This window comes from Streptomyces sp. NBC_00019, from assembly GCF_045041015.1.
GTDB lineage: Bacteria > Actinomycetota > Actinomycetes > Streptomycetales > Streptomycetaceae > Streptomyces.
Genome location: NZ_CP108302.1, coordinates 8,382,642 through 8,407,005, shown reverse-complemented (window position 1 = coordinate 8,407,005; position 24,364 = coordinate 8,382,642). Strand labels below are relative to the sequence as shown.

At 71.2% G+C, this 24,364-nt stretch carries 20 protein-coding genes; 6 read left to right on the top strand and 14 right to left on the bottom strand.

What is annotated here, in order from left to right:
* Positions 1-3: 3 nt before the first annotated feature.
* From hydA to OHU89_RS38900, 7 genes are all read right to left on the bottom strand, one after another.
* Positions 4-1,407 carry a dihydropyrimidinase gene (gene hydA / locus OHU89_RS38930; RefSeq protein WP_405649645.1) on the bottom strand — a complete coding sequence of 468 codons (1,404 nt, stop codon included), beginning with the start codon at positions 1,405-1,407 and terminating at the stop codon, positions 4-6.
* A gap of 82 nt (positions 1,408-1,489) precedes the next feature.
* Positions 1,490-2,332, bottom strand: a complete 843-nt coding sequence (locus OHU89_RS38925) for a nitrilase-related carbon-nitrogen hydrolase (protein WP_266886166.1) — start codon at positions 2,330-2,332, stop codon at positions 1,490-1,492.
* Positions 2,333-2,487: 155 nt separating this feature from the next.
* Positions 2,488-4,029: a PucR family transcriptional regulator gene (locus OHU89_RS38920; protein ID WP_405649642.1), complete on the bottom strand. Its 1,542-nt coding sequence runs from the start codon at positions 4,027-4,029 to the stop codon at positions 2,488-2,490.
* Positions 4,030-4,067: 38 nt separating this feature from the next.
* A complete protein-coding gene (locus tag OHU89_RS38915; protein ID WP_405649640.1) occupies positions 4,068-5,357 on the bottom strand; it encodes an aspartate aminotransferase family protein in 1,290 nt (429 codons plus the stop codon).
* On the bottom strand, positions 5,354-6,196 hold the full coding sequence (locus tag OHU89_RS38910; protein ID WP_266886172.1) for a nitrilase-related carbon-nitrogen hydrolase: 843 nt from the start codon (positions 6,194-6,196) through the stop codon (positions 5,354-5,356). Before OHU89_RS38910 ends, OHU89_RS38915 begins: the two co-directional genes overlap by 4 nt.
* 158 nt (positions 6,197-6,354) lie before the next feature.
* A complete protein-coding gene (locus OHU89_RS38905) occupies positions 6,355-7,968 on the bottom strand; it encodes a hypothetical protein (protein WP_405649638.1) in 1,614 nt (537 codons plus the stop codon).
* A 133-nt stretch (positions 7,969-8,101) separates the two neighbouring features.
* Positions 8,102-8,353, bottom strand: coding sequence for a helix-turn-helix domain-containing protein (locus tag OHU89_RS38900; protein ID WP_405649637.1), 252 nt, complete (start codon positions 8,351-8,353; stop codon positions 8,102-8,104).
* Between the two features lie 32 nt (positions 8,354-8,385).
* Between OHU89_RS38900 and map the strand changes: the two genes are divergently transcribed.
* From map to OHU89_RS38885, 3 genes are all read left to right on the top strand, one after another.
* Positions 8,386-9,159, top strand: coding sequence for a type I methionyl aminopeptidase (gene map, locus OHU89_RS38895; RefSeq protein WP_405649635.1), 774 nt, complete (start codon positions 8,386-8,388; stop codon positions 9,157-9,159).
* Positions 9,160-9,395: 236 nt separating this feature from the next.
* Positions 9,396-9,932: a GNAT family N-acetyltransferase gene (locus OHU89_RS38890; RefSeq protein WP_405649633.1), complete on the top strand. Its 537-nt coding sequence runs from the start codon at positions 9,396-9,398 to the stop codon at positions 9,930-9,932.
* A gap of 86 nt (positions 9,933-10,018) precedes the next feature.
* The gene (locus OHU89_RS38885; RefSeq protein ID WP_405654835.1) at positions 10,019-12,562 is read left to right on the top strand and encodes an ATP-dependent Clp protease ATP-binding subunit; all 2,544 of its coding nucleotides are present in this window, start codon (positions 10,019-10,021) and stop codon (positions 12,560-12,562) included.
* Here the strand turns inward: OHU89_RS38885 and ggt are convergent, their stop codons facing one another.
* Positions 12,563-14,380: a gamma-glutamyltransferase gene (gene ggt, locus OHU89_RS38880; protein ID WP_405649631.1), complete on the bottom strand. Its 1,818-nt coding sequence runs from the start codon at positions 14,378-14,380 to the stop codon at positions 12,563-12,565.
* 144 nt (positions 14,381-14,524) lie between these two features.
* On the opposite strand from ggt, the gene OHU89_RS38875 reads away from it, so the two are divergent.
* Together OHU89_RS38875 and OHU89_RS38870 are read left to right on the top strand one after the other, a co-directional pair.
* The gene (locus OHU89_RS38875; RefSeq protein WP_267014475.1) at positions 14,525-15,283 is read left to right on the top strand and encodes a hypothetical protein; all 759 of its coding nucleotides are present in this window, start codon (positions 14,525-14,527) and stop codon (positions 15,281-15,283) included.
* A 116-nt stretch (positions 15,284-15,399) separates the two neighbouring features.
* On the top strand, positions 15,400-16,968 hold the full coding sequence (locus tag OHU89_RS38870) for an alpha/beta fold hydrolase (RefSeq protein WP_405649628.1): 1,569 nt from the start codon (positions 15,400-15,402) through the stop codon (positions 16,966-16,968).
* A gap of 234 nt (positions 16,969-17,202) precedes the next feature.
* Here the strand turns inward: OHU89_RS38870 and OHU89_RS38865 are convergent, their stop codons facing one another.
* Together OHU89_RS38865 and OHU89_RS38860 are read right to left on the bottom strand one after the other, a co-directional pair.
* Positions 17,203-17,946: an amino acid ABC transporter ATP-binding protein gene (locus tag OHU89_RS38865; RefSeq protein ID WP_405649626.1), complete on the bottom strand. Its 744-nt coding sequence runs from the start codon at positions 17,944-17,946 to the stop codon at positions 17,203-17,205.
* 125 nt (positions 17,947-18,071) lie between these two features.
* Positions 18,072-18,479 carry a DUF6278 family protein gene (locus OHU89_RS38860; protein ID WP_266886190.1) on the bottom strand — a complete coding sequence of 136 codons (408 nt, stop codon included), beginning with the start codon at positions 18,477-18,479 and terminating at the stop codon, positions 18,072-18,074.
* A 191-nt stretch (positions 18,480-18,670) separates the two neighbouring features.
* Between OHU89_RS38860 and OHU89_RS38855 the strand changes: the two genes are divergently transcribed.
* Complete coding sequence (locus OHU89_RS38855) at positions 18,671-20,425, top strand: SGNH/GDSL hydrolase family protein (protein WP_405649624.1); 1,755 nt, start codon at positions 18,671-18,673, stop codon at positions 20,423-20,425.
* Here OHU89_RS38855 and OHU89_RS38850 read toward each other — a convergent pair whose 3' ends face one another.
* From OHU89_RS38850 to OHU89_RS38835, 4 genes are all read right to left on the bottom strand, one after another.
* Positions 20,426-21,205 carry an exodeoxyribonuclease III gene (locus OHU89_RS38850; RefSeq protein WP_405649622.1) on the bottom strand — a complete coding sequence of 260 codons (780 nt, stop codon included), beginning with the start codon at positions 21,203-21,205 and terminating at the stop codon, positions 20,426-20,428.
* A gap of 30 nt (positions 21,206-21,235) precedes the next feature.
* On the bottom strand, positions 21,236-21,871 hold the full coding sequence (locus OHU89_RS38845) for an MBL fold metallo-hydrolase (RefSeq protein ID WP_405649620.1): 636 nt from the start codon (positions 21,869-21,871) through the stop codon (positions 21,236-21,238).
* Positions 21,872-21,944: 73 nt separating this feature from the next.
* Positions 21,945-23,243, bottom strand: a complete 1,299-nt coding sequence (pcaC, locus tag OHU89_RS38840; protein WP_266886198.1) for a 4-carboxymuconolactone decarboxylase — start codon at positions 23,241-23,243, stop codon at positions 21,945-21,947.
* A 97-nt stretch (positions 23,244-23,340) separates the two neighbouring features.
* Positions 23,341-24,333, bottom strand: coding sequence for a hypothetical protein (locus tag OHU89_RS38835; protein WP_405649618.1), 993 nt, complete (start codon positions 24,331-24,333; stop codon positions 23,341-23,343).
* Positions 24,334-24,364: the final 31 nt, after the last annotated feature.

Below are 24,364 nucleotides of genomic sequence, written 5' to 3'. Positions count from 1 at the left end.
CTCCTAGTTGAGGTACTGACAGGTGGAGCGCGGGGTGTACGTACCGTGCCCGGCGTGCCCGGTGTACTCCCGCTCGGTGATGACGAGTTCGCCGCGCGAGAGGACCGTCTCGACCCGGCCGGTGAGGCGCTTGCCCTCGTACGCCGAGTAGTCGACGTTCATGTGGTGGGTCTCGGCGGCGATGATCTGCTCGGCGTGCGGGTCGTAGATGACGACGTCGGCGTCGGCGCCCGGGGCGATGGTGCCCTTCTTCGGGTACATGCCGAACATGCGGGCCGGGGTGGCGCAGGCGATCTCGATCCAGCGGCGGCGGCTGATGTGCCCGTCGACGACGGCCTGGTGGAGCAGGTCCATACGGTTCTCGACGCCCGGCAGACCGTTGGGGATCTTCGAGAAGTCGCCGCGGCCGAGCTCCTTCTGGCCCACGAAGCAGAAGGGGCAGTGGTCGGTGGAGACGACCTGGAGGTCGTTGGTCCTCAGGCCCTGCCACAGCTTGGCCTGGTGCTCCTTGGGGCGGAGCGGCGTCGAGCACACGTACTTCGAGCCCTCGAAGTCGGGCTCGGCGAGGTTGTCCGTCGACAGGAACAGGTACTGCGGGCAGGTCTCACCGAAGACGTTCAGCCCCTCGTCGCGCGCCCTGGCCAGCTCGGCCACTGCCTCCATGGCCGAGACGTGCACGACGTACAGGGGCGCTCCGGCGACCTGGGCGAGCTTGATGGCGCGGTGGGTGGCCTCGGCCTCGAGGAGCGCCTTGCGCACCTCCCCGTGGTAGCGCGGGTCGGTCTCACCGCGGGCCAGCGCCTGCTCGACCAGCACGTCGATCGCGATGCCGTTCTCGGCGTGCATCATGATCAGTCCGCCGTTCTCGGCGGAGCGCTGCATCGCGCGCAGGATCTGGCCGTCGTCGGAGTAGAAGACCCCGGGGTAGGCCATGAACTGCTTGAAGGAGGTGACGCCCTCCTCCACCAGCAGGTCCATCTCCTTGAGCGTCTCCTGGTTCACATCGGAGACGATCATGTGGAAGGCGTAGTCGATCGCGCAGTTGCCCTCCGCCTTGGCGTGCCAGGCGTCGAGGCCCTCGCGCAGGGAGTGGCCGACGCTCTGCACGGCGAAGTCGACGATGGTCGTCGTACCGCCCCAGGCGGCGGCCCTGGTGCCGGTCTCGAAGGTGTCGGAGGCGAAGGTGCCGCCGAACGGCAGCTCCATGTGCGTGTGGGCGTCGACGCCGCCCGGGATGACGTACTTGCCGGTGGCGTCGATGGTCCGCTCGGCACTCCAGGCCTCGGCGGCCGGGGTGCCGGAGGCGGCGAGGGCGGCGATACGGCCGTCCTCGATCAGGACGTCGGCGTGGATCTCGTCGGACGCGGTGATGACGAGGCCACCACGGATGACGGTACGGCTACTCATGTTCCCTCTCCTGGTGTCGTACGAGTCGATCGATACCGCCGGTCCGGCCCCCGTGCTCCGGACCGACGGCGGTCCAGGACGGTTACGGGGCGGTCAGCGGGGCGTACGCGTCGGGACGGCGGTCGCGGAAGAACTGCCAGCGGTCGCGCACTTCGCGGAGCTTGTTGAGGTCGAGGTCGCGGACCACGAGCTCGGTCTCCTTGTCGGAGGCCACCTCGCCCACGAACTGCGCCTCCGGGTCGACGAAGTAGGTCGTCCCGTAGAAGTCGTTGTCGCCGAGCTCCTCGACACCGACCCGGTTGATCGCGCCGACGAAGTACTCGTTGGCGACGGCCGCGGCCGGCTGCTCCAGCTGCCACAGGTAGGCGGACAGGCCGCGTGAGGTGGCCGAGGGGTTGAAGACGATCTCGGCGCCCGCGAGGCCCAACGCCCGCCAGCCCTCCGGGAAGTGGCGGTCGTAGCAGATGTAGACGCCGATCTTCCCGACCTTGGTGTCGAAGATCGGCCATCCCAGGTTGCCGGGACGGAAGTAGAACTTCTCCCAGAACCCAGGCACCTGGGGGATGTGGTGCTTGCGGTACTTGCCGAGGTACGAGCCGTCCGCGTCGATCACGGCGGCGGTGTTGTAGAGGACGCCGGGCTGCTCCTCCTCGTACATCGGCAGGACGAGGACGATCCCCAACTCCTTGGCCAGCGCCTGGAATCGCTTGACGATCGGCCCGTCCGGGATCTGCTCGGCGTACTCGTAGAACGCCTTGTCCTGGACCTGGCAGAAGTACGGCCCGTAGAACAGCTCCTGGAAGCACAGGACCTGAGCGCCCTGCGCGGCCGCGTCGCGGGCCGCCTGCTCGTGTACCTGGATCATCGACTCCTTGTCGCCCGTCCACGCGGTCTGGAAAAGGGCGGCACGAATCACTCTGCTCATCGGGACCTCCGGTCGCTAGGTGTGCGAGAAGGCTAGAAAGTCCGAAAGCAGGCTTTGAGTTGCACGGTGTCACGTCTGAGGACGTTCGGCGTGCCACGGTGTCACCCTGTCGTGGGCCCATGTTTCACCGCCGTTTTCCCAGGTCGTGGCATGTTTCAGCCCTGTTGCGCGTCATGCGCGAGGAGTGCGATGTGCACCGAGGCGGCCTGCTCGAAGTCGTCGAGGTCCACACCGAGCCGGGTCTGTATCGCTTCGAGGCGCCGGTACAGCGCGGGGCGCGAGACGTGGTGGAGCTGGGCGGTGCGGGACTTGTTGCGGCCGGTGGCCAGATACGTCCGCAGGACGGCGAGCAGGTCCTCGCCCGCCCCGCAGAGCAGTCCGTCCAGTTCCCGCTCCGCGAAGGACTGCACCTGCGGGTCGTCGCGCAACAGCCGTATCAGACCGCGCAGATGAACGTCCTTGAGGCGTACGACGGCCGGGAGGTCGAGTACTCCGGAAGCGACGGCGTCCGCGACATGCCGGGCCTCGCGCATCCCGGCGGGGACGTCGTCCCAGGCCGTACGGGGGTCGGCGGCCGCCACCACCGTCTCCGGCAGCCGGGCCGCGAAGTTCGCCGTCAGGACCGAGGCGTCCTGGTCCCGGGCCAGGCTCAGCAGTACGGCGGTCGCGCCGTCGGCGAGTTCGGCGACGATGCCGGGCAGCCCCAACAGCCGTAGCACCCGGTCGAGTTCGGCCGGATCACCGTCCCTGACGACCAGCGGCACGAAGGTCCGCCGGTTGACGGGCAGCCCGGCCGCCCGCGCCCGCGGCAGCAGCTGTCTGGCCGGTACGACCCCGCTGACCAGGTCGGTCAGCAGGCTCTGCGCGGACTGCTCCTCCCAGGTGTGGGCGGAGTTCCCGGCGAGCATGCGGTGCAGGACGAGGGCCTCGGCGGCCCGGTCGGCGAGCAGCCGCCCGGTGGCGGTGTCCCCGCGGTACCCGCACAGCAGGATCTGCCCCCACCGCTCCCCGCGCCCGCCCAGCTCGGCCCGGATCCAGCCGTCGCCCTCGCTGCCGCCGGCCTGGCGGGCGATGCGCTCCCAGTCCCGCAGCACGTCGTCCACGGCCGACCGCTCCCCCGCCGTGGCGAGGACGCGGTGGGCGAGGTTGGTGACGACGACCGGACAGGCGCTGTGCTGGGCGACGTCGTCGAGGAGCCGTTGCAGCGGGGCGCCGGCGGTGATGAGTCCGGTGAGGCTGGTGCGTACGGCCTCGGAGAGGCTGACCGCGGCGAACTTCCGCCGTACCAGCCGGGACTGCACCTCCTCGGTCAACGCGGCGAAGGGGAAGGGCCGGTGGAGGACGACCATGGGCAGCCCGCACCGCTCGGCGGCCCGCCGCATCACGTCCGGCGGGGCCGGGAACGCCCGCCCCAGGCCCAGGACGACCGCGGCGGCCTCCGCGCGGTGCAGGGACTGGATGTACTCGGCCTGGGCGCCCTCGTCACCGGCGAGCAGCACCCCGGTGGTGAGGACCATCTCCCCGCCGGTGAGCATGACGCCGACGTCGGGTGCCTCGGCGACATGCACCCAGCGCACGGCCCGGTCGAGCTGGGCCGCGCCGGCCACCACCTCGGGTTCCCCGGCGAGCACCCGTTCCAGGGTGAGGACCTGGCGTACGGACAGGGCCGGTTCCAGGTGGTCCAAGGCGGTGGTCATGGCGGTCGTTCCCTTGCTCTGTCCTGCTGCCCGTACTGCTACTGGATGCTCCTCAGAGCGTTCTCGAGGATCGCGGCGCCCTCCTCGGCCTCCGCGACGGTGAGGGACAGGGGCGGTGCGACCCGCAGCGCGCTGGTGTTGTGGCCGCCGCCCTTGCCGAGCAGCAGCCCGCCCTCGCGGGCCGCCTCCAGGACGGCACTCGCCGCATCGGGGTCGGCCCGGTCGGTGCCGGGTCGGACCAGCTCGATGCCGATCATCAGCCCGCGCCCGCGCACTTCCCGTACGCCGGGAATCTGCGCGGTGACGGCCCGCAGCCGCTCGATGAGCAGCCCGCCGACGCGCCGGGCGTTGCCCTGGAGGTCGTGTTCCAGGAGGTACGACAGGTTGGCGAGGCCGGCCGCCATGGTGACCTGGGTGCCGCCGAAGGTGGAGATGCTGTTGGCGTCCAGGCAGTTCATGATCTCGGCGCGGGCCACGACCCCGCCGATGGACATGCCGTTGCCGATGCCCTTGGCGAAGGTGACGATGTCGGGCGGACCCGAGGAGGCGTGCGCCTGCCAGCCCCAGAAGTGGTCGCCGGTACGGCCCCAGCCGGTCTGCACCTCGTCGGCGATCCACAGGATGCCGCGCTCGGCGAGCACCTCGCGGAAGGCGGCGTACAGGCCGTCCGGCGGTGAGGTGAAGCCGCCGACGCCCTGGATGGGCTCGGCGATCAGGGCGGCGGGCGGGCGGGTGTGGCCGAGCAGGTCGGTCAGGTCGTCGACGCAGGCCGCGATGAACTCGTCGTCGCCGAGGGAGGCGTACGGGCCGCGCGTCCGCACGCCACCGTGGACGTACAGGGTCTGGAGCGGGGAGAGCGAGGTCGGCGACCAGCCGCGGTTGCCGGTGATGCCGACCGCGCTGAAGGAGCGGCCGTGGTAGCTGTTGCGCATCGCCAGGATCGTGTTGCTGCGCCGGTAGGTGGTGGCGAGCATCAGGGCGGTGTCGTTGGCCTCGGTGCCGGAGGTGGTGAAGAAGACCCGGGCGTCCGGGATGCCGGACAGCTGGCTGATCCTCTCGGCCAGTTCCACCATGGGCCGGTTGAGGTAGAGCGTGGACGAGTGGATGATCCTCCCGGCCTGTTCGCTCACCGCCTTGGTGACCTCGGGCAGCGCGTGGGCGGTCATCGTGGTCAGGATGCCGCCGAAGAAGTCGAGGTACTTGTTGCCCGCGGCGTCCCAGACGTGGCGGCCCTCGCCGTGGGTGATCTCCAGCGGGTCCTGGTAATAGAGGGCGAGCCAGTCGGGCAGGACGGACCGGTGGCGGCCCAGCAGGTCCTTGTCGGTCACGGCTGCACCAGCCCTTCGTAGGCGTCGGGCCGTCGGTCCCGGTAGAAGGCCCACTGTTGCCGTACCTCTTCGATGAGGTCGAAGTCGAGGTCCCGGACGAGAAGTTCCTCCACCTTGTCGCTGGCGGTGTCCCCCACGAACTGGCCGCGCGGGTCCACGAAGTACGACGTGCCGTAGAAGTCGTTGTCGCCGTACTCCTCGACACCGACCCGGTTGATCGCGGCGATGTAGTACTCGTTGGCGACGGCCGCGGCGGGCTGTTCCAGGCGCCAGAGGTGGGAGGAGAGCCCGCGGTGGGTGGCCGACGGGTTGTAGACCAACTGGGCGCCGTTGAGGCCGAGTTGCCGCCAGCCCTCCGGGAAGTGCCGGTCGTAGCAGATGTAGACGCCGACCTTGCCCACGGCGGTGTCGAAGACGGGCCAGCCGACGTTGCCCGGCTTGAAGTAGTACTTCTCCCAGAAGCCCTTGACCTGGGGGATGTGGTGCTTGCGGTACTTGCCGAGGAAGGTGCCGTCGGCGTCGATCACGGCCGCGGTGTTGTAGTAGAAGCCGGACTGCTCGACCTCGAAGACCGGTACGACGATCACCATGCCGGTCTCGCGGGCGAGCTCCTGCATACGAACGACGGTCGGTCCGTCGGGCACCGGCTCGGCCCAGCGGTAGTGCTCGGGTTCCTGGACCTGACAGAAGTAGGGGGCGTTGAAGACCTCCTGGAACCCGATGATCTTCGCACCCTGCCGGGCCGCCTCCCGGGCGTGCTCCTCGTGTTTCGCCACCATGGACTCGGTGTCGCCGGTCCAGGTGGCCTGGACCAGGGCGGCACGTACGACGTTGGCCATGAGCTGCTCCTTCGACGGGACCTCAGAGCCTCTACGCCCGTAGATGCAGGCCGTAGAGGGTCGAAAGTAAGCCTCCCCGGGAGCCTTGCCAAGACCATCGTCGTTAACCCGCTGAGTCGATCACGTTTCACACTCTCGTGGGTGATCGACCCCGCCGGTCAGGCGGTGAAGCCGGCGACCCTCAGTGCGTGGACGAGGTCCCAGTGGCGCTCCTCCGAGACACCCCGGGCAGCCTCCAGCAGTAGCGGTACGAGGGTCCCCGGGCCGGGGGCGGCGCTGCGGGCCGCTTCCTCAGGGGTACGGACGCGGACGTAGGCGTCGAGCAGCGCGCGCACCTCGCGGCGGCGGCCCTCGGCGGTCAGACCCAGCACGGCGGCGCCGATCTCCTCGGCGGGCCGGGCCACGCCCTGGCGCAGGATCTGCTCACCGTCGCCGACGCGCCCGGCCTCGACCAGCGCGTCCGCCGCGGCGACCAGCCGGTCGGCGGGCAGCGAGGCGGCCTCCCACAGCAGGCTCGCCCAGTCGTGTCCGAGCCCGGCCCGCTGCAGTTCGCCGGCGAGCCGGGGGAAGCGGGCGGCGGGCCAGTGGGCGGCCTCGACGAGCAGCGCGTGCGCCTCGCCGCTGCGTCCCTCCGCGCGCAGCCGCACCAGCGTCTGGACCGTCTGTACGACCTCCCGCCCGGCCCCCTCGTCCACCGGCTCGGCCTGCGGCTCCGGGCTCGCCTCGGGCTCGTCCGCGGCCCCGGCGAACCGGGCACCTCGCGGAGTACGGCGGGTGCGGGCGGCGGGCGCGGGCAGGGTGGGTTCGGCGGCGGGCGGTACGACGACGGGGGCGGTCTCCTCCTCGGCGATCCCGGCGAAGCGGGCGCCGCCACGACGGCGTTTGCGCTGCTTGGGGGTGGGTTCGGCGACGGGGGCGGGCGGCACGTCGACGGTGCCCGGGTCCCCGTACGCACCCGCGGCGGGGCCGCCGGGACCAGCCGTGACCTGGTCCGGAGCCTTGGCCCACTCGGGTCCACCGGCGACTTCCGGAGCGTCGTGGGCGCCGGCCGCGGAACCGGCACCCTGCCCGCCCCACCCGTCACCCCACCCCGTGTCCTCGCGCCGGCCCGCCGCCTCAGCCGCCGTCCCCGCGTCGCGCTGTTGCGGCATGTCCGGGGCCCGGCCGCCCCGCTGGTCCGCGTCGCCCGGGCCGTACTCGCTCTCGATACGGAACACGCCGCCGATGCGTCCGCGGCGGATCGCCTGGACCTGGCCCTCCGCCGAGCGGTGATCCAATCGCTGTATCCGGGAACGGAGTTCCGCGCACCGGACGGTCGCCCGTTCGTGGTCGTCGCGGGCCCAGGCGAGGTCGAGGCGGAGGGCGTCGGCCTGCTCCTGGGAGGTGGCGGCGGCCAGCGAATGACCCAACTGCGCCTGGCGTTCGGCGGCGTACCGCTGTTCGCGGAGCATGACGTCGAGTCGGTCACCGAGGGCGTCCCGGCCGCCGGGCCGGGCGTCGAACGCGGTCAGCGCCGCGGCATGCAGGGCCCTGACCTGTTCGGCCTCGGCAGTGGCGGCACCCGGGCCGTACTCGGTGGCCAGGTCCTGCAGCAGTGCCTCCACCACGTCCCAGGGCGGCACTTCACGCCCCTCGAGACAGGCCCGCACACCGTCGGGGTCGCGCTGCCAGAACACCGCGCACCAGCCGCCGCCCTGATCCAGGCGCGCCAGCAGACCGTTCAGGTAGTTCGCGAACTCCCGCACCCGACCCGGGAGTTGTTCCACTGCCATCGCACAACTCCCGCCAGACCGGAGTACTCCGGTCCGTAGAAAACACCAGTTGTGTTACGGCGCGGCTACAGCAGCTTTGCGAACCGGGCGCAAAGATCCCCGACCGGGCGGTCCGCCGCTGTGCGCCCCGCCGTCAGGCAGGCACCAGCACACACCTCACCACGAGGTCGTCCATGGACAGCCCCAGCACTCCCGCCAGGGCTGCGACCGTGAAGAACGCGGGCGTCGGCGCCCGGCCGGTCTCGATCTTCCGGAGTGTCTCCGCGGAGATGCCCGCACGCGCCGCGACGTCGGCCATGCTGCGGCCGCCGCGGGCCTCGCGCAGAAACCGGCCGAGCCGCTCGCCGCGTTCACGCTCTTCTTGGGTCAGTGGGGTGCGCACCATGACACCATTCTAATACCGGTATAGTAATTGGCATGGTGGAGCTGAAGACGGACACATCGATCGACGCCATGTACGAGGCCGGCCAGGTCGTGGGGCGTGCCCTCACGGCCGTGCGCAAGGCCTCCGACGTGGGCGTCTCCCTGCTGGAGCTGGACGAGGTGGCGCACGACGTGCTGCGGGAGGCGGGCGCGTCCTCGCCCTTCCTCGGCTACCGGCCCTCCTTCGCGCCGACCGCCTTCCCGGCCGTCCTCTGCGCCTCCGTGAACGACGCGATCGTGCACGGCATCCCGACCGGCTACAAGCTGCGCGACGGCGACCTCGTCTCGATGGACTTCGGCGCCGAACTGGGCGGCTGGGTCGGCGACTCGGCGCTCAGTTTCACGGTCGGCACACCGCGCCCGGCCGACGTACGCCTGATCGAGACGGCCGAGCGGGCCCTCGCCGCCGGTATCGCGGCCGCCGTCGTCGGCAACCGCATCGGCGACATCGCGCACGCGATCGGCACGGTGTGCCGCCAGGGCGGGTACGGCATCCCGGACGGCTTCGGCGGCCACGGCATCGGCCGCCGGATGCACGAGGACCCGGGGGTGCCCAACGAAGGGCGCCCCGGCCGCGGCATGAAGCTGCGCCACGGCATGGTCCTGGCGATCGAGCCGATGCTGATCGGCGGCGGCACGGACGGCTACCACGCGGACGCGGACGGCTGGACCCTGCGCACCAACGACGGCTCACGCGCGGCACACGCCGAACACACGGTGGCGATCACGGAGACGGGCCCGCGGATCCTGACGGCGCGCGCGGACTGACGGGCGCCGGATCTCCGGGGCCGGGGTCTCGGGGGCCGGGGTCTCGGGGGCCGGGGTCTCGGGGGCCGGGATGGGCAGATCTGTCGCACCGCCGGACAGCGAAGCCGCAGGCGGCCGAGGCCCGGCATGGGACAGATCCCCCACCCCGGACTGCCGCGCCCCGCATCCCCACGGCGTACGGGTCGACCGGCTCACCGCCCGTACAGCCCTGCGGCGACCGGGAGTTACCCTGCCCCATGCCGATCGCACCGGGGACCGCCGCCGACGCCGACCGTATCGCCGCTCTGCACACGGCCAGCTGGCGCAGTGCGTACGCCGCGCTTCTGCCAGCCGCCTATCTGCACGGCCCGGTGGCCGGGGAGCACCGGGAGCAGTGGCGGGCCAGGACGGCCTCGCTCGCCCCCGACCGTCTGCTTCTCGTCGCGCACGAGGACGGTGAGCTGCACGGTTTCGTCTACCTGTGCACCACGGCGGACGGTCGGGTCCACGTCGACAACCTGCATGTCCGCCCGGATCGCGTCGGCACCGGTCTCGGCCGGAGCCTGCTGCGCCGCGGCCTCGCCTGGGCGGCCGCCGCGCACCCGGGGCGGGACGTCTTCCTGGAGGTGCTGCGGGGCAACGATCGTGCGATCGTGTTCTACGAGCGCCAAGGCGGCCTGCGCACGGCCGAGCGCCCGCTGTGGCTGGCCCCGGACCTCGTGGTGGACGAGGTGGAGTACACCTGGCCCGCGGCACAGGTGGGTCGTCCGGGCGAGGACGGGCCAGAGGTGTAACCGGCTCCCACGCGGGTTACCCGACCCCGGCACGTCGATCGGCGAGGCGTCCCCGGGCCCTGCGGGGAGGCCGGATGGGAACGGCCATGACCAGCGGCTTCAATGGATCGGAAGGCTACGACCCCTTCGGCGAGTTCCTCGCCCGGTTCTTCGGCGGACCCCGGCCCGGGCCCCGGCAGATCAACATCGGCCGGCTGCTGAGCCAGCCCGCCCGTGAGCTGGTCCGGGGTGCCGCCCAGTACGCCGCCGAGCACGGCAGCCGGGACCTGGACACCCAGCATCTGCTGCGGGCGGCGCTGTCCGCCGAGCCGACCCGGAGCCTGCTCAGCCGGGCCGGCGCGGATCCGGACGAGCTCGCCGAGGAGATCGACGAACGGTCCGGCCCGGTGCAGCACCCGCCGGGCGAGGTCCCGCCGCCGACCTCGCTCTCCCTGACCCCGGCCGCCAAGCGCGCCCTGCTGGACGCGCACGACCTGGCCCGGGCCCGCGGCACCGGTTACATCGGCCCCGAGCACGTCCTCAGCGCGCTGGCCGCCAACCCCGACTCGGCGGCCGGGCACATCCTCAACTCCGCCCATTTCGCGCCCTCGCCCCTGCCGCCGGAGACGGCACCGGACGCCGGGCAGCCGCGCAGCGAAGCGCCCCGCACCACCGGCACCCCGACCCTCGACAAGTACAGCCGTGACCTCACCGAGCTGGCCCAGCAGGGCCGGATCGACCCGGTGATCGGCCGCGACGAGGAGATCGAGCAGACCATCGAGGTGCTCTCCCGGCGCGGCAAGAACAACCCGGTGCTGATCGGAGACGCGGGCGTCGGCAAGACCGCCATCGTGGAGGGGCTCGCCCAGCGGATCTCCGAGAGCGATGTGCCGGACGTGCTGATCGGGCGGCGCGTGGTCGCCCTGGACCTGACCGGGGTGGTCGCGGGCACCCGCTACCGGGGCGACTTCGAGGAGCGGCTCACCAACATCGTGGGCGAGATCCGTGCCCACTCGGACGAGTTGATCGTCTTCATCGACGAACTGCACACCGTCGTCGGCGCGGGCGGTGGCGGTGAGGCCGCCTCGATGGACGCCGGCAACATCCTCAAGCCCGCCCTGGCCCGCGGCGAGCTGCACATCGTCGGCGCGACCACCCTGGAGGAGTTCCGCCGGATCGAGAAGGACGCGGCGCTGGCCCGCCGCTTCCAGCCGATCCTGGTGCCGGAGCCGTCCGTCGCGGACACCCTGGAGATCCTGCGCGGGCTGAGCGACCGCTACGAGGCCCACCATCAGGTCCGCTACGCCGACGAGGCGCTGGTGGCCGCCGTGGAGCTCTCCGACCGCTATCTCACCGACCGCCGGCTGCCCGACAAGGCCATCGACCTCATCGACCAGGCCGGCGCCCGGGTACGGCTGCGCGCCCGCACCAAGGGCACGGACGTACGGGCCCTGGAGCGCGAGGTCGAGCAGCTGGCCCGGGACAAGGACCAGGCGGTCGCCGACGAGAGTTACGAGCAGGCCATGCAACTGCGCGACCGCATCACGCAGTTGAAGCAGCGGATCGGTGAGGCCACCGGGCACGACGAGGCCGACGAGGGGCAGAACCTGGAGGTGACCGGGGAGGCGGTCGCCGAGGTGGTGTCGCGGCAGACGGGCATCCCGGTCGCCAGCCTCACCCAGGAGGAGAAGGAACGGCTGCTCGGCCTGGAGGAGCACCTCCACCAGCGCGTGGTCGGCCAGGAGGAGGCGGTGAGCGTGGTCGCCGAGGCGGTCATGCGTTCCCGCGCCGGGCTCGCCAGCCCCGACCGCCCCATCGGCAGCTTCCTCTTCCTCGGCCCGACCGGCGTCGGCAAGACCGAGCTCGCCCGCGCCCTCGCCGAGGCCCTGTTCGGCAGCGAGGAGCGCATGGTCCGCCTGGACATGAGCGAGTACCAGGAACGCCATACCGTCAGCCGTCTGGTCGGCGCCCCGCCCGGATACGTCGGCCACGAGGAGGCCGGGCAGCTCACCGAGGCCGTCCGCCGGCACCCGTACTCGCTCCTGCTGCTGGACGAGGTCGAGAAGGCGCACCCGGACGTCTTCAACATCCTCCTCCAGGTCCTCGACGACGGCCGCCTCACCGACTCCCAGGGGCGCACGGTCGACTTCACCAACACGGTCGTGGTGATGACCAGCAATCTCGGCTCCGAGGCCATCACCCGCCGCGGCGCCGGCATCGGCTTCGGCCCGGGCGGCGCCGAGGCCGACGAGGAGGCCCGGCGCGAACAGATCCTGCGGCCGCTGCGCGAGCACTTCCGCCCGGAGTTCCTGAACCGCATCGACGAGATCGTGGTCTTCCGCCAGTTGACGCAGGAGCAGCTCCGCCGGATCACGAACCTGCTCCTGGACCGGACCCGCCGTATGCTCCACGCCCAGGGCATCACGGTCGACTTCACGGACACGGCCGTCGACTGGCTCGCCCAGCGCGGCTACCAGCCAGAGTACGGCGCCCGTCCCCTGCGCCGCACGATCCAGCGGGAGGTGGACAACGAGCTGTCCCGACTGCTCCTGGACAGCCGTGTGAAGGAAGGCGGCCGGGTGACGGTGGACCTGGAGGGCGGGCATCTCGCGTTCCGTACGCAGGACGAGACGCCCACCCCTGAGCTGTGACTACGGCGCCGGGTGCACCACCTGCGCCGAGCCGCCGCCCCGTCGTACCGTCTCCGCCGCCGCGAGCCACTTCCCGTCGGGCAGCCGCTGGACACCGGTCGCCGCCCCGATCTCGGGGTTCAGCCTGAACGAGTGCCCGATGGCCTCCAGCCGCGACCTGAGGCTCCCGGGACTCGTGTCGTTGAAGAGCGCGGGCTCCAACTCCGTCTGCGCGGCGTTCCGCTGGCTCGCCCGCGGCGCGGCGATCGCGTCGACGAGCGGCACGCCCCGGTCCACGAACCGCGTCAGCGTCTGCAGCACGGTGGTGATGATGGTCGCCCCGCCGGGCGAACCGAGCGCCACGACAGGCTTGTCGTGCCGGTCGAGCACGATCGTCGGCGAGATCGAGGACCGCGGCCGCTTGCCCGGGCCCGGCAGATTCGGGTCGTGCACGGCCGGGTTGGCCGGGACGAAGGAGAAGTCCGTCAGCTCGTTGTTCAGAATGAACCCACGCCCCGGCACCGTGATCCCGCTGCCACCGGTCTGCTCGATCGTGAGCGTGTAGGAGACGACGTTCCCCCACTTGTCGGCCACCGTCAGATGCGTGGTGTTCTCACCTTCGTACGTCGTCGGCGCCGCCGTTCCCGCACTGGTGCAGGCCGCCGGATTGCGCGGATCACCCGGCGCGACCGGACTCGTCAGCACCGCGTCGTCCTTGATGAGGCACTCGCGGGAGTCCGCGTACTTCTGCGACAGCAGGTCCTTCGTCGGTACGTCCTCGAAGGCGGGGTCGCCCACCCAGCGCCCCCGGTCAGCGAACGCGATGCGGCTGGCCTCGATGTACCGGTGCAGGTACTGGACCTCGCTCGCCTTCGAGAGGTCGGTGTTCTCCAGGATGTTGAGGGCTTCACCGACGGTCGTGCCGCCGGAGGAGGAGGGTGCGATGGAGTAGACGCCGAGCCCGCGGTACGAGGTCTTCGTGGGCGCCTGGAGCTTCGCGCGGTAGGCCGCGAGGTCCTTCTCCGACAGGTCGCCCGGGCGGGCGTTCCAGCCGGAGGCCGGGTCCACGGGAGGGTGGTTCACGGTGTCGACGATCTCGTCCCCGAGGCCGCCGCGGTAGAGGGCGTCGACGCCCTTCCTGCCCAACTCCTCGTAGGTGCGGGCGAGATCGGGGTTCTTGAAGGTGGAGCCGACGACCGGGAGCTGTCCGCCGGGCAGGAACAGCTTCGTGGTGTCCGGGAAGTAGCGGAACCGGGTCTCGTTGGCGGCGGTCTGCGTGCGGAAGGTGTCGTCGACGGTGAACCCGTCGCGGGCGATCCGCTCGGCGGGCTTCAGGACGGTACCGAGTCTCTTGCTGCCCCACTTGCCGAGCGCCGTCGCCCAGGTGGCGGGGGTGCCCGGCGTACCGACGCTCAGCCCGCTGCTGACGGCGTCCGCGAAGGCGAGCGCCTTGCCGTTCTCGACGAACAGGTCGGAGCCGGCCGTCAGCGGAGCCGTCTCCCGTCCGTCGATGGTGTGCACCTTGCGGGACTTGGCGTCGTAGTAGACGAAGTAGCCGCCGCCTCCGATGCCGGAGGAGTAGGGCTCGGTGACGCCGAGCGCGGCGGCCGTGGCGACGGCGGCGTCGACCGCGTTGCCGCCCTTCTTCAGGACCTCGATGCCGGCCGCGGAGGCGTCGAGGTCGACGCTCGCGACGGCACCGCCGTAGCCGACGGCGACGGGCACCTTCCGCGGCGCCGGAGTGGTCGAGGAGCTCCCTGGCGGAGCTGTCGCCCCGACCGACACCACGGCGGCCGAAACCGCCAGGACGAGAAGCTTCCGCGCGACAGGGCGACGCATGCGTACCTCCAGGCCGGGACCGTCCGCGCAGCGTAACCACAACACCAGGGGCCCGACAGCCCCATTCAGGGCACCTGCCATGAGAACGCCACACTTCGAACACGGGTACGTACCAGCCATGTCGGCCCGCTAACATGCGCGCCCATGAATGACGACGTGCGCAACATCGTCCTGGGCGTGGTCGCGGCCGGCATCAGCGCCGCCCTCGGCTGGGTGGCCCGCACCTATCTGTGGAAGCGCAAGCTCCGTAAGAAGCAGGCGTTCTTCGGACTGCCGGACAACTCCGAGTCCCTCCTCGTCGTCAACCGCGACGCCGGCAGCCCCGATCTCGCCGTGCACCGCTACGACGTCTTCGCGCTCCTGGAGCTCTCCGCGCTCATCAAGGACTGCGGTGCGCATGCCGAGGTGATCACCCAGGACACGGCCCGGCAGGGCTTCGGGGAGCGCACGGAGTTCTGTGTCGGCGGCCCGGGATCCAACCGGCGAATGGCGGCCCATATGCACGCCATGCTGCCCGGGGTGCGGGTGAACACCGACCCGGAACCGGGCCCGGACCGGCTCGCCTTCCAGATCGGCAGCGAGCGCTACCGCATGGAGAAGGGCCTGTCCGAATACGTGCTGCTGGCCCGGCTCACGGCGGGGCAACCCGGCCTGACCCGGCCCGTCTTCCTGTTCAGCGGCCAGACCGCGATCACCAACCAGGCCGCGACCCGCTACCTCGCCCGCAACCACGAGCGGCTGTCCCGCAAGTACGGCAACAACACGTTCGTCCTGCTGTTGAAAGTGGTCAACTCGCAGGCGTACGGCCCGGACGTCGCCGAGCTGATCGCGGACGTGACCCGGGCCGCACAGGCACCGCTGCCGGCACCCGCGGCTCCCCGCAACTCCCACCGCGCCTCCTGAATTCATTCACATGACAACAATCGTTACTGCCGCGTAACTTACCGACGGGTTACCTACGGTAAGAAGCCGCGGTTACCGTCGGGTCACTTTGCATTGACACGAGTGAGGAGTGACCCGTGGGACACCATCGCAAGGCCCTGCGCACCACCGCCGTGGGCGCCGTCTCCGCGACCCTGATCGCCGGTGGGGTCCTCGGCACGGCCCCCGCCGCACAGGCCGCGACGAACGACGTCCGGTTCGTCGACATCGCCGGCGAGGGCGGCACCGTCCTCAAGGCGAACGTCATCACCCCGGCCGGCGCCGACGGCAGCCGCGCCTACCCGCTGCTCGTGCTGCCCACGAGCTGGGGCCTGCCCCAGGTCGAGTACTTCGCGCAGGCCCAGAAACTCGCGAACTCCGGCTATGTGGTGCTCAGTTACAACGTGCGCGGCTTCTGGCAGTCCGGCGGGGAGATAGAAGTGGCGGGCCCGCCCGACATAGCCGACGCCCGCAAGGTCATCGACTGGGCGCTCGCCCACACCCCGGCCGACGCCCGGAACGTCGGCATGGCGGGCGTCTCGTACGGCGCCGGCATCAGCCTGCTCACCGCCGCACAGGACAAGCGCGTCAAGGCGGTCGCCGCCCTCAGCGGCTGGGCCGACCTGATCGACTCGATCTACTCGGGGCGCACCCAGCACGTCCAGGCCTCGGCCCTCCTCGACGGCGCGAGCCTGGTCACCGGGCGCCAGAGCGCCGAACTCCGGGAGATCTTCGACAACTTCTACGCCTCCGACCTGTCCAAGGAACAGGACATGGTCAATTGGGGGAAGAAACGTTCGGCCGCCACATATATGGATCAGCTGAACAAGAACGGCGCGGCGGTCATGATGGCCAACGCCTGGGGCGACACGATCTTCCCGCCCAACCAGTACGCCGACTTCTACGAGAAGCTGACCGGTCCGAAGAGACTGGAGTTCCGCCCCGGCGACCACGCGACCGCCGAGCTCACCGGTCTGCTGGGGCTGCCCAACGACGTGTGGACCGACACCGAGCGCTGGTTCGACCACTACCTCAAGGGCGAGGCCAACGGCATCGACAAGGAGCGGCCCGTTCGGCTCAAGTCCCGTTCCACGGGCGGCTACGAGGGCTACCCGGACTGGAAGTCGGTCGGCGCGACCCGCAAGAAGCTCGCCCTGTCCGGCACCACCACGATCCGCACCAACGTCGACTCGGGCGCCGACGGCGGGGTCGTCTTCCTGTCCAGCATCCTCGACCAGGTCGCCAAGCTGCCCCCGGTCGCCTCGATCCCCCTGCTCCCCCGCACCTGGGCGGCCGTATGGCAGTCGGAGAAGTACCCGACGGCCCAACAGGTGCGCGGCACCACCGAGTTGCACACCACAATCACCCCCACCAAGGAGAGCGGCACCCTCGTCGCCTACCTGTACGACGTGGGGCCGCTCGGCCTCGGCAAGCTGGTCAGCAACGCGCCGTACACCTTCCACGGGCAGACGCCCGGCAAGCCGTTCGGCGTCGACCTGGAGCTGTACTCCACGGCCTACGACGTCCCGGCGGGGCACCGTCTCGCCCTGGTCGTCGACACGGTCGACCCGCTCTACATCGAGCACAACCCGTCCGGCGCGCGGCTGACCTTCTCCTCGCCGTCGAACGACCCGTCGTACGTGTCGATTCCGCTGCGCGAGCAGTGATCTCCGGCCGGCGCCGGGCGGGTATGGCTCTGTGAGCTGCCACCCCCCTACGGTCTCGGGGCCGCAGGGGGATCCCCACCCGGCAGCGGCGTCCCCGGCGGGATCACCGTCACCACGGGGATGAACGGCATAGCGTAATCGAGGTTCGACGCGAGGAAGTCGCCGGCATGGGGGCCGACCACCGGGTCCTTGCACACACGTGTGGTGCGGAACATGGGTCGCACTCCCCCCGGGTCAATGCGTGAGGATCTTGGAGAGGAAGTCCTTCGCTCGCTCGCTGTTCGGGTTGGTGAAGAACTCCTCGGGGGCACGGTCCTCGACGATACGGCCGTCGGCCATGAACACGACGCGGTTGGCGGCCGAACGGGCGAAACCCATCTCGTGGGTGACGACGACCATGGTCATGCCGTCGTGCGCGAGTTGCCGCATGACCTCCAGGACCTCGTTGATCATCTCCGGGTCGAGGGCCGAGGTCGGCTCGTCGAACAGCAGGGCCTTGGGCTCCATGGCGAGGGCGCGGGCAATGGCCACACGCTGCTGCTGGCCGCCGGAGAGCTGCGCCGGGTACTTGTCCGCCTGGGAGGCGAGACCCACCCGGTCGAGAAGCTGACGGGACCGCTTGTCGGCCTCGTCCTTCCTGCGCTTACGGACCTTGGTCTGAGCCAGCGAGATGTTCTGGAGGACCGTCTTGTGGGCGAAGAGGTTGAAGGACTGGAAAACCATGCCGACCTCGGCGCGGAGCTTGGCGAGGGCCTTGCCCTCCTCCGGCAGCGGCTGTCCGTCCAGCTGGATCTCACCGGAGTGAATGGTCTCCAACCGGTTGATCGCCCTGCACAGGGTCGACTTTCCCGACCCTGACGGGCCGATGACCACGACCACCTCCCCCTTGCCGACAGTGAGGTTGATGTCCTGGAGGACATGCAGTTCCCCGTAGTACTTGTTGACGTCACGCAGCTCGATCAACGGATCGACGGCCATGCCCAGCCCTACCCACTCTCAGCTGTGTCGCGATTGCCGCAAACTATCCAGACAAGAGTGGAGTTAATACACGACACGCACTTTTCGGGCATTAGCCGTATTTACTCCTTGCTTATACGCCCGCTCTAGGCCTCCGCCACCTCGGCGTACAGCTGGGAGAGTTCGGGCACCCCGCTCGCCGCCCACTCATGGCCGTCGGCGACGACATCGAACTCCCGGCCGGAGGCGAGCCGGATCACCGGCTGCCCGTCGGAGCGGATCCCCCAGTGGGCCCCCTCCACGGTCCGTACGATCACCGTCCCGAGATACAGCCCGGCGTCGTTGCCGAGCCACTCCAGGACCTCCGCGTCGTCCCGCCACCGCGGCACCAGCTGGTCGAGCGCCTCCAACGAGGCAACGGTGTCGTCCAGTTGCACACCGCTGCGGTACGCCTGGTGGCGCAGCAGTTCACATTCGGAGAGGAGCTCGGCGATGCCCTCGGCGTCGTGCACCTCGGGTTCCTTGCGCCGGTTGCCCAGAAAAGGGATCTTCATACGCCCAGCGTGTCATTGGCACACGCCCCAGCACCACAGGCGCGCGCCTGCAGTCGATTCGGGGCGACTTCACGCCGAGTTCGCGCATGGCTCGTTGACGCGCCACCGGTGCCTCCTTAACTTCACGGAGCGTCTTTCGTCTCGTCCCGACCGGTGCTGAACGGGGGAACCAGGTGCGCCGAGGTGTACGGATGTCCGCGCTCGCCCTCGCCCTGTGCGCGGTCCTGGTGCCGGCAGGACCGGTACAGGCAAGTGCCCCGCGGCGAGCGGAGAGAGCGCAACCGCTTCCGCTGGAGCGGCTCTTCGACAACACGGCGGTCAGCGACGACGCCCGGCCCGGCGCGGCGGACTTCGACGGGTCGGGCGCCTCCCTGTCGGCCCAGGACCTCACGGCCGCGGGCTGGACGCCCGGCCGCACGCCGACCGTGCAGGGGGCGCGGCTGTCCTGGCCGCGCCGGGAGGCGGGCGAGCCGGACAACGTACGGGCCGCCGGGCAGTCGGTGCGCGTCGGCGGCCGGGGCGACGCACTCGCCTTCCTGGTGGCGGGCACGGGCGGCGCCGACGTGACGGGTACGGGCAGGGTGTCGTACGCGAACGGCAGCAGCTCCTCCTACCGGCTCACCGCCCCCGACTGGCGCACCGGCCCGCTCGCCACGAAGGCGGTGGCCCTTCCGCACGTGAACACGCCCGGCGGTCAACTCGCCGAGAAGGCACGGCTGTACGTCGTGACGGTCCCGCTCGCGCGCGGCCGCCAGGTCGCCTCGGTGCGGCTGCCCGACTCGCCTGCCCTGCATGTGTTCGCGGTGTCGGTGCGGGCCACCACTGCGGGCTGGAGCGGGAGTTGGGCGGCCGCGACCGCCGGGTATCCGGCCGTGGGGCCGTGGAGCGAGCGGACGCTGCGGCTCGTGGTGCACTCCTCGGTGGGCGGGCCGCGGGTGCGGCTGCGGTTCGACAACACCTTCGCGGCGGCTCCCGTGCGGATCGGGAGTGCGACGGTGGCGGTCCAGGAGGCCGGTGCGGCGGCGCGGGACGTGCCGGTGCCGGTCGCCTTCCGGGGTGCGGTGGGCGCCGAGGTGCCCGCGGGGGCGCAGGTGTTCAGCGATCCGCTCGACTTCGAGGTGCCCGCGGACGCGAATCTGCTGGTGAGCTTCCATCTGCCGGGGACGGTGACGGCGGCGCCCGTGCACCGGCTCGCGCAGCAGCGCTCGTACGTCAGCGAGGCGGGCGACCACACGGCCGACGGCTCGGCGACGGCGTACACCACCGTCCTGACGAGCTGGCCGCTGCTGACCGGGGTGGACGTGGGCGGCGGGCCGGGGTCCGTGGTGCTGCTCGGGGACTCGATCACCGACGGGGACAAGTCGACGGTCGACGCCGATCGGCGATGGCCCAATGTGCTGGCCACACGACTGCTGGCGCAGAATGTGGTGCCGCACTACGGCGTGCTCAACCAGGGGATCTCCGCGAACCGTGTGGTCACCGACCGCTATCCCGGTGACGGGGTCTCCACGGACACCGGCGGGGTGAGCGCCCTGCACCGGTTCGACCGAGATGTCCTCGCGCAGACGTCGGCGCGTACGGCGGTCGTCTTCCAGGGCGTCAACGACGTGCGGTGGGGCGCCACGGCGGACGAGGTGATCGCGGGCCTGCGGGAGATCGCCGACCGGGGCCGTGCGCGCGGCCTGCGGATGCTGGCCGCGACGATCCTGCCCTGCGAGGGCGAGGCACGCTGCACGGCCGCCGTGGACGGCGAGCGGGTCGCGGTGAACGCCTGGATCCGGAACGCCGGTGTGTTCGACGGCGTCCTCGACTTCGACGGCGTGATGCGCGACCCGGACCGCCCGGCACGGATGCTGCCCGCGTACGACAGCGGCGACCATCTGCACCCGGGAGACACGGGTCTCGCGGCGCTCGCCGGGTCCGTGGACCTCGGCCTGTTGCAGTGACTAGACGTCGAGATCCACGACCACGGGCGCATGGTCCGACGCGCCCTTGCCCTTGCGCTCCTCGCGGTCCACGTAGGCGTCGCTGACGGCCTTCGCGAACGGCTCGTTGCCGTAGACGAGGTCGATGCGCATGCCTCGGTTCTTGGGGAAGCAGAGCTGGCGGTAGTCCCAGTACGTGAAGGGGTGGTCGTACTTGAGGGGGCGCGGGACCACGTCGGACAGGCCAGCCTCGCGCAGGGAGGTGAGGGCGGCGCGCTCGGCCGGGGTGACGTGGGTGAGGCCCTCGAAGGCGGCCACGTCGTAGACGTCGTCGTCGGTCGGCGCCACGTTGTAGTCGCCCAGGACCGCGAAGGGGCGGCTGCCCGCCGCGTCGCCCGCGACGGCCGCCTTGAGGGCCTCGAACCACTGGAGCTTGTAGGCGTAGTGCGGGTGGTCCACCTCGCGGCCGTTCGGCACGTACACCGACCAGACGCGGACCGGGCCGCAGGTCGCGGAGATGGCGCGGGGCTCGGGGGCGCCGTCGTAGCCGGGGTCGCCGGACAGGCCCTTGACGACGTCCTCCAGGCCGACGCGGGAGATCACCGCCACGCCGTTCCACCGGCCCGTGGCGTTGACCGCCGCCTCGTAGCCCGCCTCGCGCAGCTGGTCGAACGGGAACTGCTCCTCGGCCAGCTTGGCCTCCTGGAGGCAGAGCACGTCGGTGCCGCTGCTCTCCAGCCAGGCCAGGAGCCTCGGCAGGCGGGCGGTGATCGAGTTGACGTTCCAGGTCGCGATGCGCATGCCTGACAACCTACCGGGCGCCACTGACACTCACAGCGACGTGCTCTCCCCCGGCGCCAGCCGCAGATGTTCCGAGCCGCCGAGCGCACCGATCTGGTTGTCGTAGATGGGGCGGGCGAGGTCGGTGAGAAGGGCGTCGTGGATGTCGTACGCCCGCTGCGGCTTGACCTCGCGGACGTAGTCGATCACCTCGGAGATCTTGCTCCAGGGGGCCATGACCGGGAGCATCAGCGTCTCGACGGTGTGGTCGGGGACGGTCAGGGCGTCACCGGGGTGGAAGACGCGGCCGCCGTCGACGAGGTAGCCGACGTTGGTGATGCGCGGGATGTCCGGGTGGATGACGGCGTGGAGCTCGCCGTGCACCTGGACGTCGAAGCCGGCCGCCGTGAAGGTGTCGCCGTGGCCTACGGTGTGCACCCGGCCCGGGAAGGCGCCGGCGATCTTCTCCGCGACGGACTTCAGGGTCCAGATCTCGGCGGCCGGGTTCGCCTCCAGGGCCACGCGCAGCCGCTCCTCGTCGAAGTGGTCGGGATGCTCGTGCGTGACGAGGATCGCGTCCGCCCCGACCGCGGCGTCCGCCTCGCTGAACCCGCCGGGGTCGAGGACGAGCGTGCGTCCGTCCTTCTCGAGGCGGACACAGGCGTGCGACATCTTCGTGAGCTTCATGACTTCCATCCTGCCTCCTGGAAGAGGCGCCGGGGCGGCTCAGCCTGGTGGTTCCGCTGCCCCGCTGAGGCGCTCACTCCTCGGGAGTCGTCTCCTCCCGTATGACCTGCTGGGCCACCTTGAACGCGCTGTTGGCCGCCGGCACCCCGCAGTAGACCGCCGCCTGCAGCAGCACCTCCTTGATCTCGACCGGGGTGAGCCCGTTGCGCAGGGCGGCCCGGACATGGAAGCCGAGCTCCTCCAGATGGCCGCCCGCGACGAGTGCGGTGAGCGTGACACAGCTGCGGGAGCGGCGGTCGAGGCCGGGGCGGTCCCAGATCTCGCCCCAGGCGTAGCGGGTGACGAACTCCTGGAAGTCGCCGGAGAACTCGTCGGCCTGCGCCAGCGCCCGGTCGACGTGCGCGTCGCCGAGCACCTCGCGGCGCACCTTGATCCCGGCGTCGTACGGGTCGGGCCGTCCCCCGCCCACGAAGGGCGCCGGTACGGCGGGGGCGATCTCGGCGATCGGCGAGACCTGCGGCGGGGCGGCCAGGACCGGCTTGAGCGGGGCGGCCGGGATGGCCGTCTGACCGGTGGTGGAGTCGAAGGCGGGCTGCCAGGCCGTGGAGAAGTGCCGGACCAGGAGGTCGGTGACGGCCGCGGGCTGCTCGACCGGTACGAGGTGGGAGGCGCCCGGCACCACGGCGAGCCGTGCGTCGGGGATGCCGGCGACGAGCGTACGGGCCTCCGCCGGACCGGTGACCTGGTCGTCGGAGCCGACGAGGACGAGGGTGGGCACGCCGACGTGGGCGAGGTCGGCCCGTATGTCGAAGGCCGCGAGGGCCTCGCAGGCGGCGATGTAGCAGCCCGGGTCGGTGGTGCGGACCATCTGCACGGCCCAGTCGGTGATCGCGGGCTGCGCGGCGGCGAACCCGCCGGTGAACCAGCGGTCGGGGGAGGTACGGGCGATGGGGTCGAGCCCGTTCGTCCGCACGATCACGCCTCGCTGGCGGAACTCGTCCGGCGTGCCGAATCTCGGCGAGGCGGCGATCAGCGCGAGCGAGGCGACCCGCGCCGGGTGGCGCAGGGCCAGCTCCAGGCCGACCGCGCCACCGAGCGCACAGCCCGCGTAGCCGAAGCGCTGGATGCCGAGCCGGTCGAGGGTGGCGAGCAGCCGGGCGGTGAGGTCGCCGACCGAGCCCGCCGGGTAGGCGGGGGCGCCGCCGTGCCCCGGCAGGTCGAACCGGAAGATCCGCCACTGCTTGGCCAGCTCGGGAACCTGCCGGTCCCACATGTGCCACGTGGTGCCGAGCGAGGGGCCCAGGATGAGGACCGGGGCGTCGTCCGGGCCGTCGAGGCGGTACTGGAGGGCGGGGGTCTGCGTCTCACTCACCGCTCCACGCTAACCGCCGTTCCTTGATCCCCGGCCCCTGGGCCCCCACTCCTCACACCTGGCTCCCGGACATCACCGGCGAATACTCACACGGCCTTCACCGAAGGACGGGGACGGGGGCCGCGCCACGGACGGTCACCCCGAACCGGGTCCGCATCCTTCGCATCTCCCACAGCGAGACGGCCGTCACGGTCAGCGGGCCGCCCAGCAGCGAGCAGTACTGCACGGCCGGCGGCCCCTGGGGCATGCCGCTGTCGATCGCGTTGAAGACGGCGAGCACCCACACCAGTGCCACGGTCACCACGGGCGGCAGCATCGGATGGACGTGGGCGGTGTTGAACGCGCTGCGCGCGGAGTACAGCGACGCCAGGAGGAAGAAGGGGATGCCCCAGGCCAGCACGGCCAGCCCCGTGAGCCCCACCAGAAAGCCCTGCCACCCGTTCAGGTCGGTCTTGGCCGCCTGACCGACTCCCAGGAGGGTCCCCACGAGGACGAGCACGGTCAGCAGGTACCAGCCGACCGCCTTCAACGGGGCATGGAGCCTGGAGCGCAGATGGGGCCTCAGGTGCGGGGGCGCGTAGAAGACGAAGGCGAGGATGACCAGCGGGCCGCCGACGATCAGCAGGACCGGGGCGATGATCATGTTGGCGACGCCACCGGTCGCGGCATCCTCCCAGCCGTCCTTCTCCGTGCCATAGGCCAGGAACAGGGCGACCGTGGCAACAGCGCCGAGCACGGTGCGGGCCACCTGGACGCGGTCCACGGTGCGGTCCTCGATCCGGCCGTCGCCCTCCTGCACGAAGAAACGGACCGCGACGCGGTGCGCGGAGCGGAGGATGGCGGTGACGAGGTAGGGCGCGGAGAGGAACCACAGACGGCTGCGGCGGCGCGGCGCGCGGCCGGGCACGGGGGCCGGGGGCACGTAGGGGTACGGGTTCTGCGGCGGATACGGGTTCTGCGGCGGGTACGGCGCCTGTGGTGGTACGTAGGGGTTGTTGGCCGGCGCTCCGGGCGGCGGGCCCCAGCCCTGTCCGCCCGGTCCATTGCCGCCGGGCTGTCCCGTGCTGGGACCCCATCCCCCCGTAGCCATGCCGCTTCCCCCGTTCACTTTCGGTCAGTTG

Coding starts and splice junctions, on each gene's coding strand:
- map (WP_405649635.1), top strand. CDS start 8,386: ATGGTGGAGCTGAAGACGGACACATCGATCGACGCCATGTACGAGGCC.
- OHU89_RS38885 (WP_405654835.1), top strand. CDS start 10,019: ATGACCAGCGGCTTCAATGGATCGGAAGGCTACGACCCCTTCGGCGAG.
- OHU89_RS38860 (WP_266886190.1), bottom strand. CDS start 18,479: ATGAAGATCCCTTTTCTGGGCAACCGGCGCAAGGAACCCGAGGTGCAC.
- OHU89_RS38925 (WP_266886166.1), bottom strand. CDS start 2,332: ATGAGCAGAGTGATTCGTGCCGCCCTTTTCCAGACCGCGTGGACGGGC.
- OHU89_RS38845 (WP_405649620.1), bottom strand. CDS start 21,871: ATGAAGCTCACGAAGATGTCGCACGCCTGTGTCCGCCTCGAGAAGGAC.
- OHU89_RS38920 (WP_405649642.1), bottom strand. CDS start 4,029: ATGACCACCGCCTTGGACCACCTGGAACCGGCCCTGTCCGTACGCCAG.
- OHU89_RS38855 (WP_405649624.1), top strand. CDS start 18,671: ATGTCCGCGCTCGCCCTCGCCCTGTGCGCGGTCCTGGTGCCGGCAGGA.
- ggt (WP_405649631.1), bottom strand. CDS start 14,380: ATGCGTCGCCCTGTCGCGCGGAAGCTTCTCGTCCTGGCGGTTTCGGCC.
- OHU89_RS38875 (WP_267014475.1), top strand. CDS start 14,525: ATGAATGACGACGTGCGCAACATCGTCCTGGGCGTGGTCGCGGCCGGC.
- OHU89_RS38905 (WP_405649638.1), bottom strand. CDS start 7,968: ATGGCAGTGGAACAACTCCCGGGTCGGGTGCGGGAGTTCGCGAACTAC.
- OHU89_RS38850 (WP_405649622.1), bottom strand. CDS start 21,205: ATGCGCATCGCGACCTGGAACGTCAACTCGATCACCGCCCGCCTGCCG.
- OHU89_RS38900 (WP_405649637.1), bottom strand. CDS start 8,353: ATGGTGCGCACCCCACTGACCCAAGAAGAGCGTGAACGCGGCGAGCGG.
- hydA (WP_405649645.1), bottom strand. CDS start 1,407: ATGAGTAGCCGTACCGTCATCCGTGGTGGCCTCGTCATCACCGCGTCC.
- OHU89_RS38890 (WP_405649633.1), top strand. CDS start 9,396: ATGCCGATCGCACCGGGGACCGCCGCCGACGCCGACCGTATCGCCGCT.
- OHU89_RS38865 (WP_405649626.1), bottom strand. CDS start 17,946: ATGGCCGTCGATCCGTTGATCGAGCTGCGTGACGTCAACAAGTACTAC.
- OHU89_RS38910 (WP_266886172.1), bottom strand. CDS start 6,196: ATGGCCAACGTCGTACGTGCCGCCCTGGTCCAGGCCACCTGGACCGGC.
- OHU89_RS38835 (WP_405649618.1), bottom strand. CDS start 24,333: ATGGCTACGGGGGGATGGGGTCCCAGCACGGGACAGCCCGGCGGCAAT.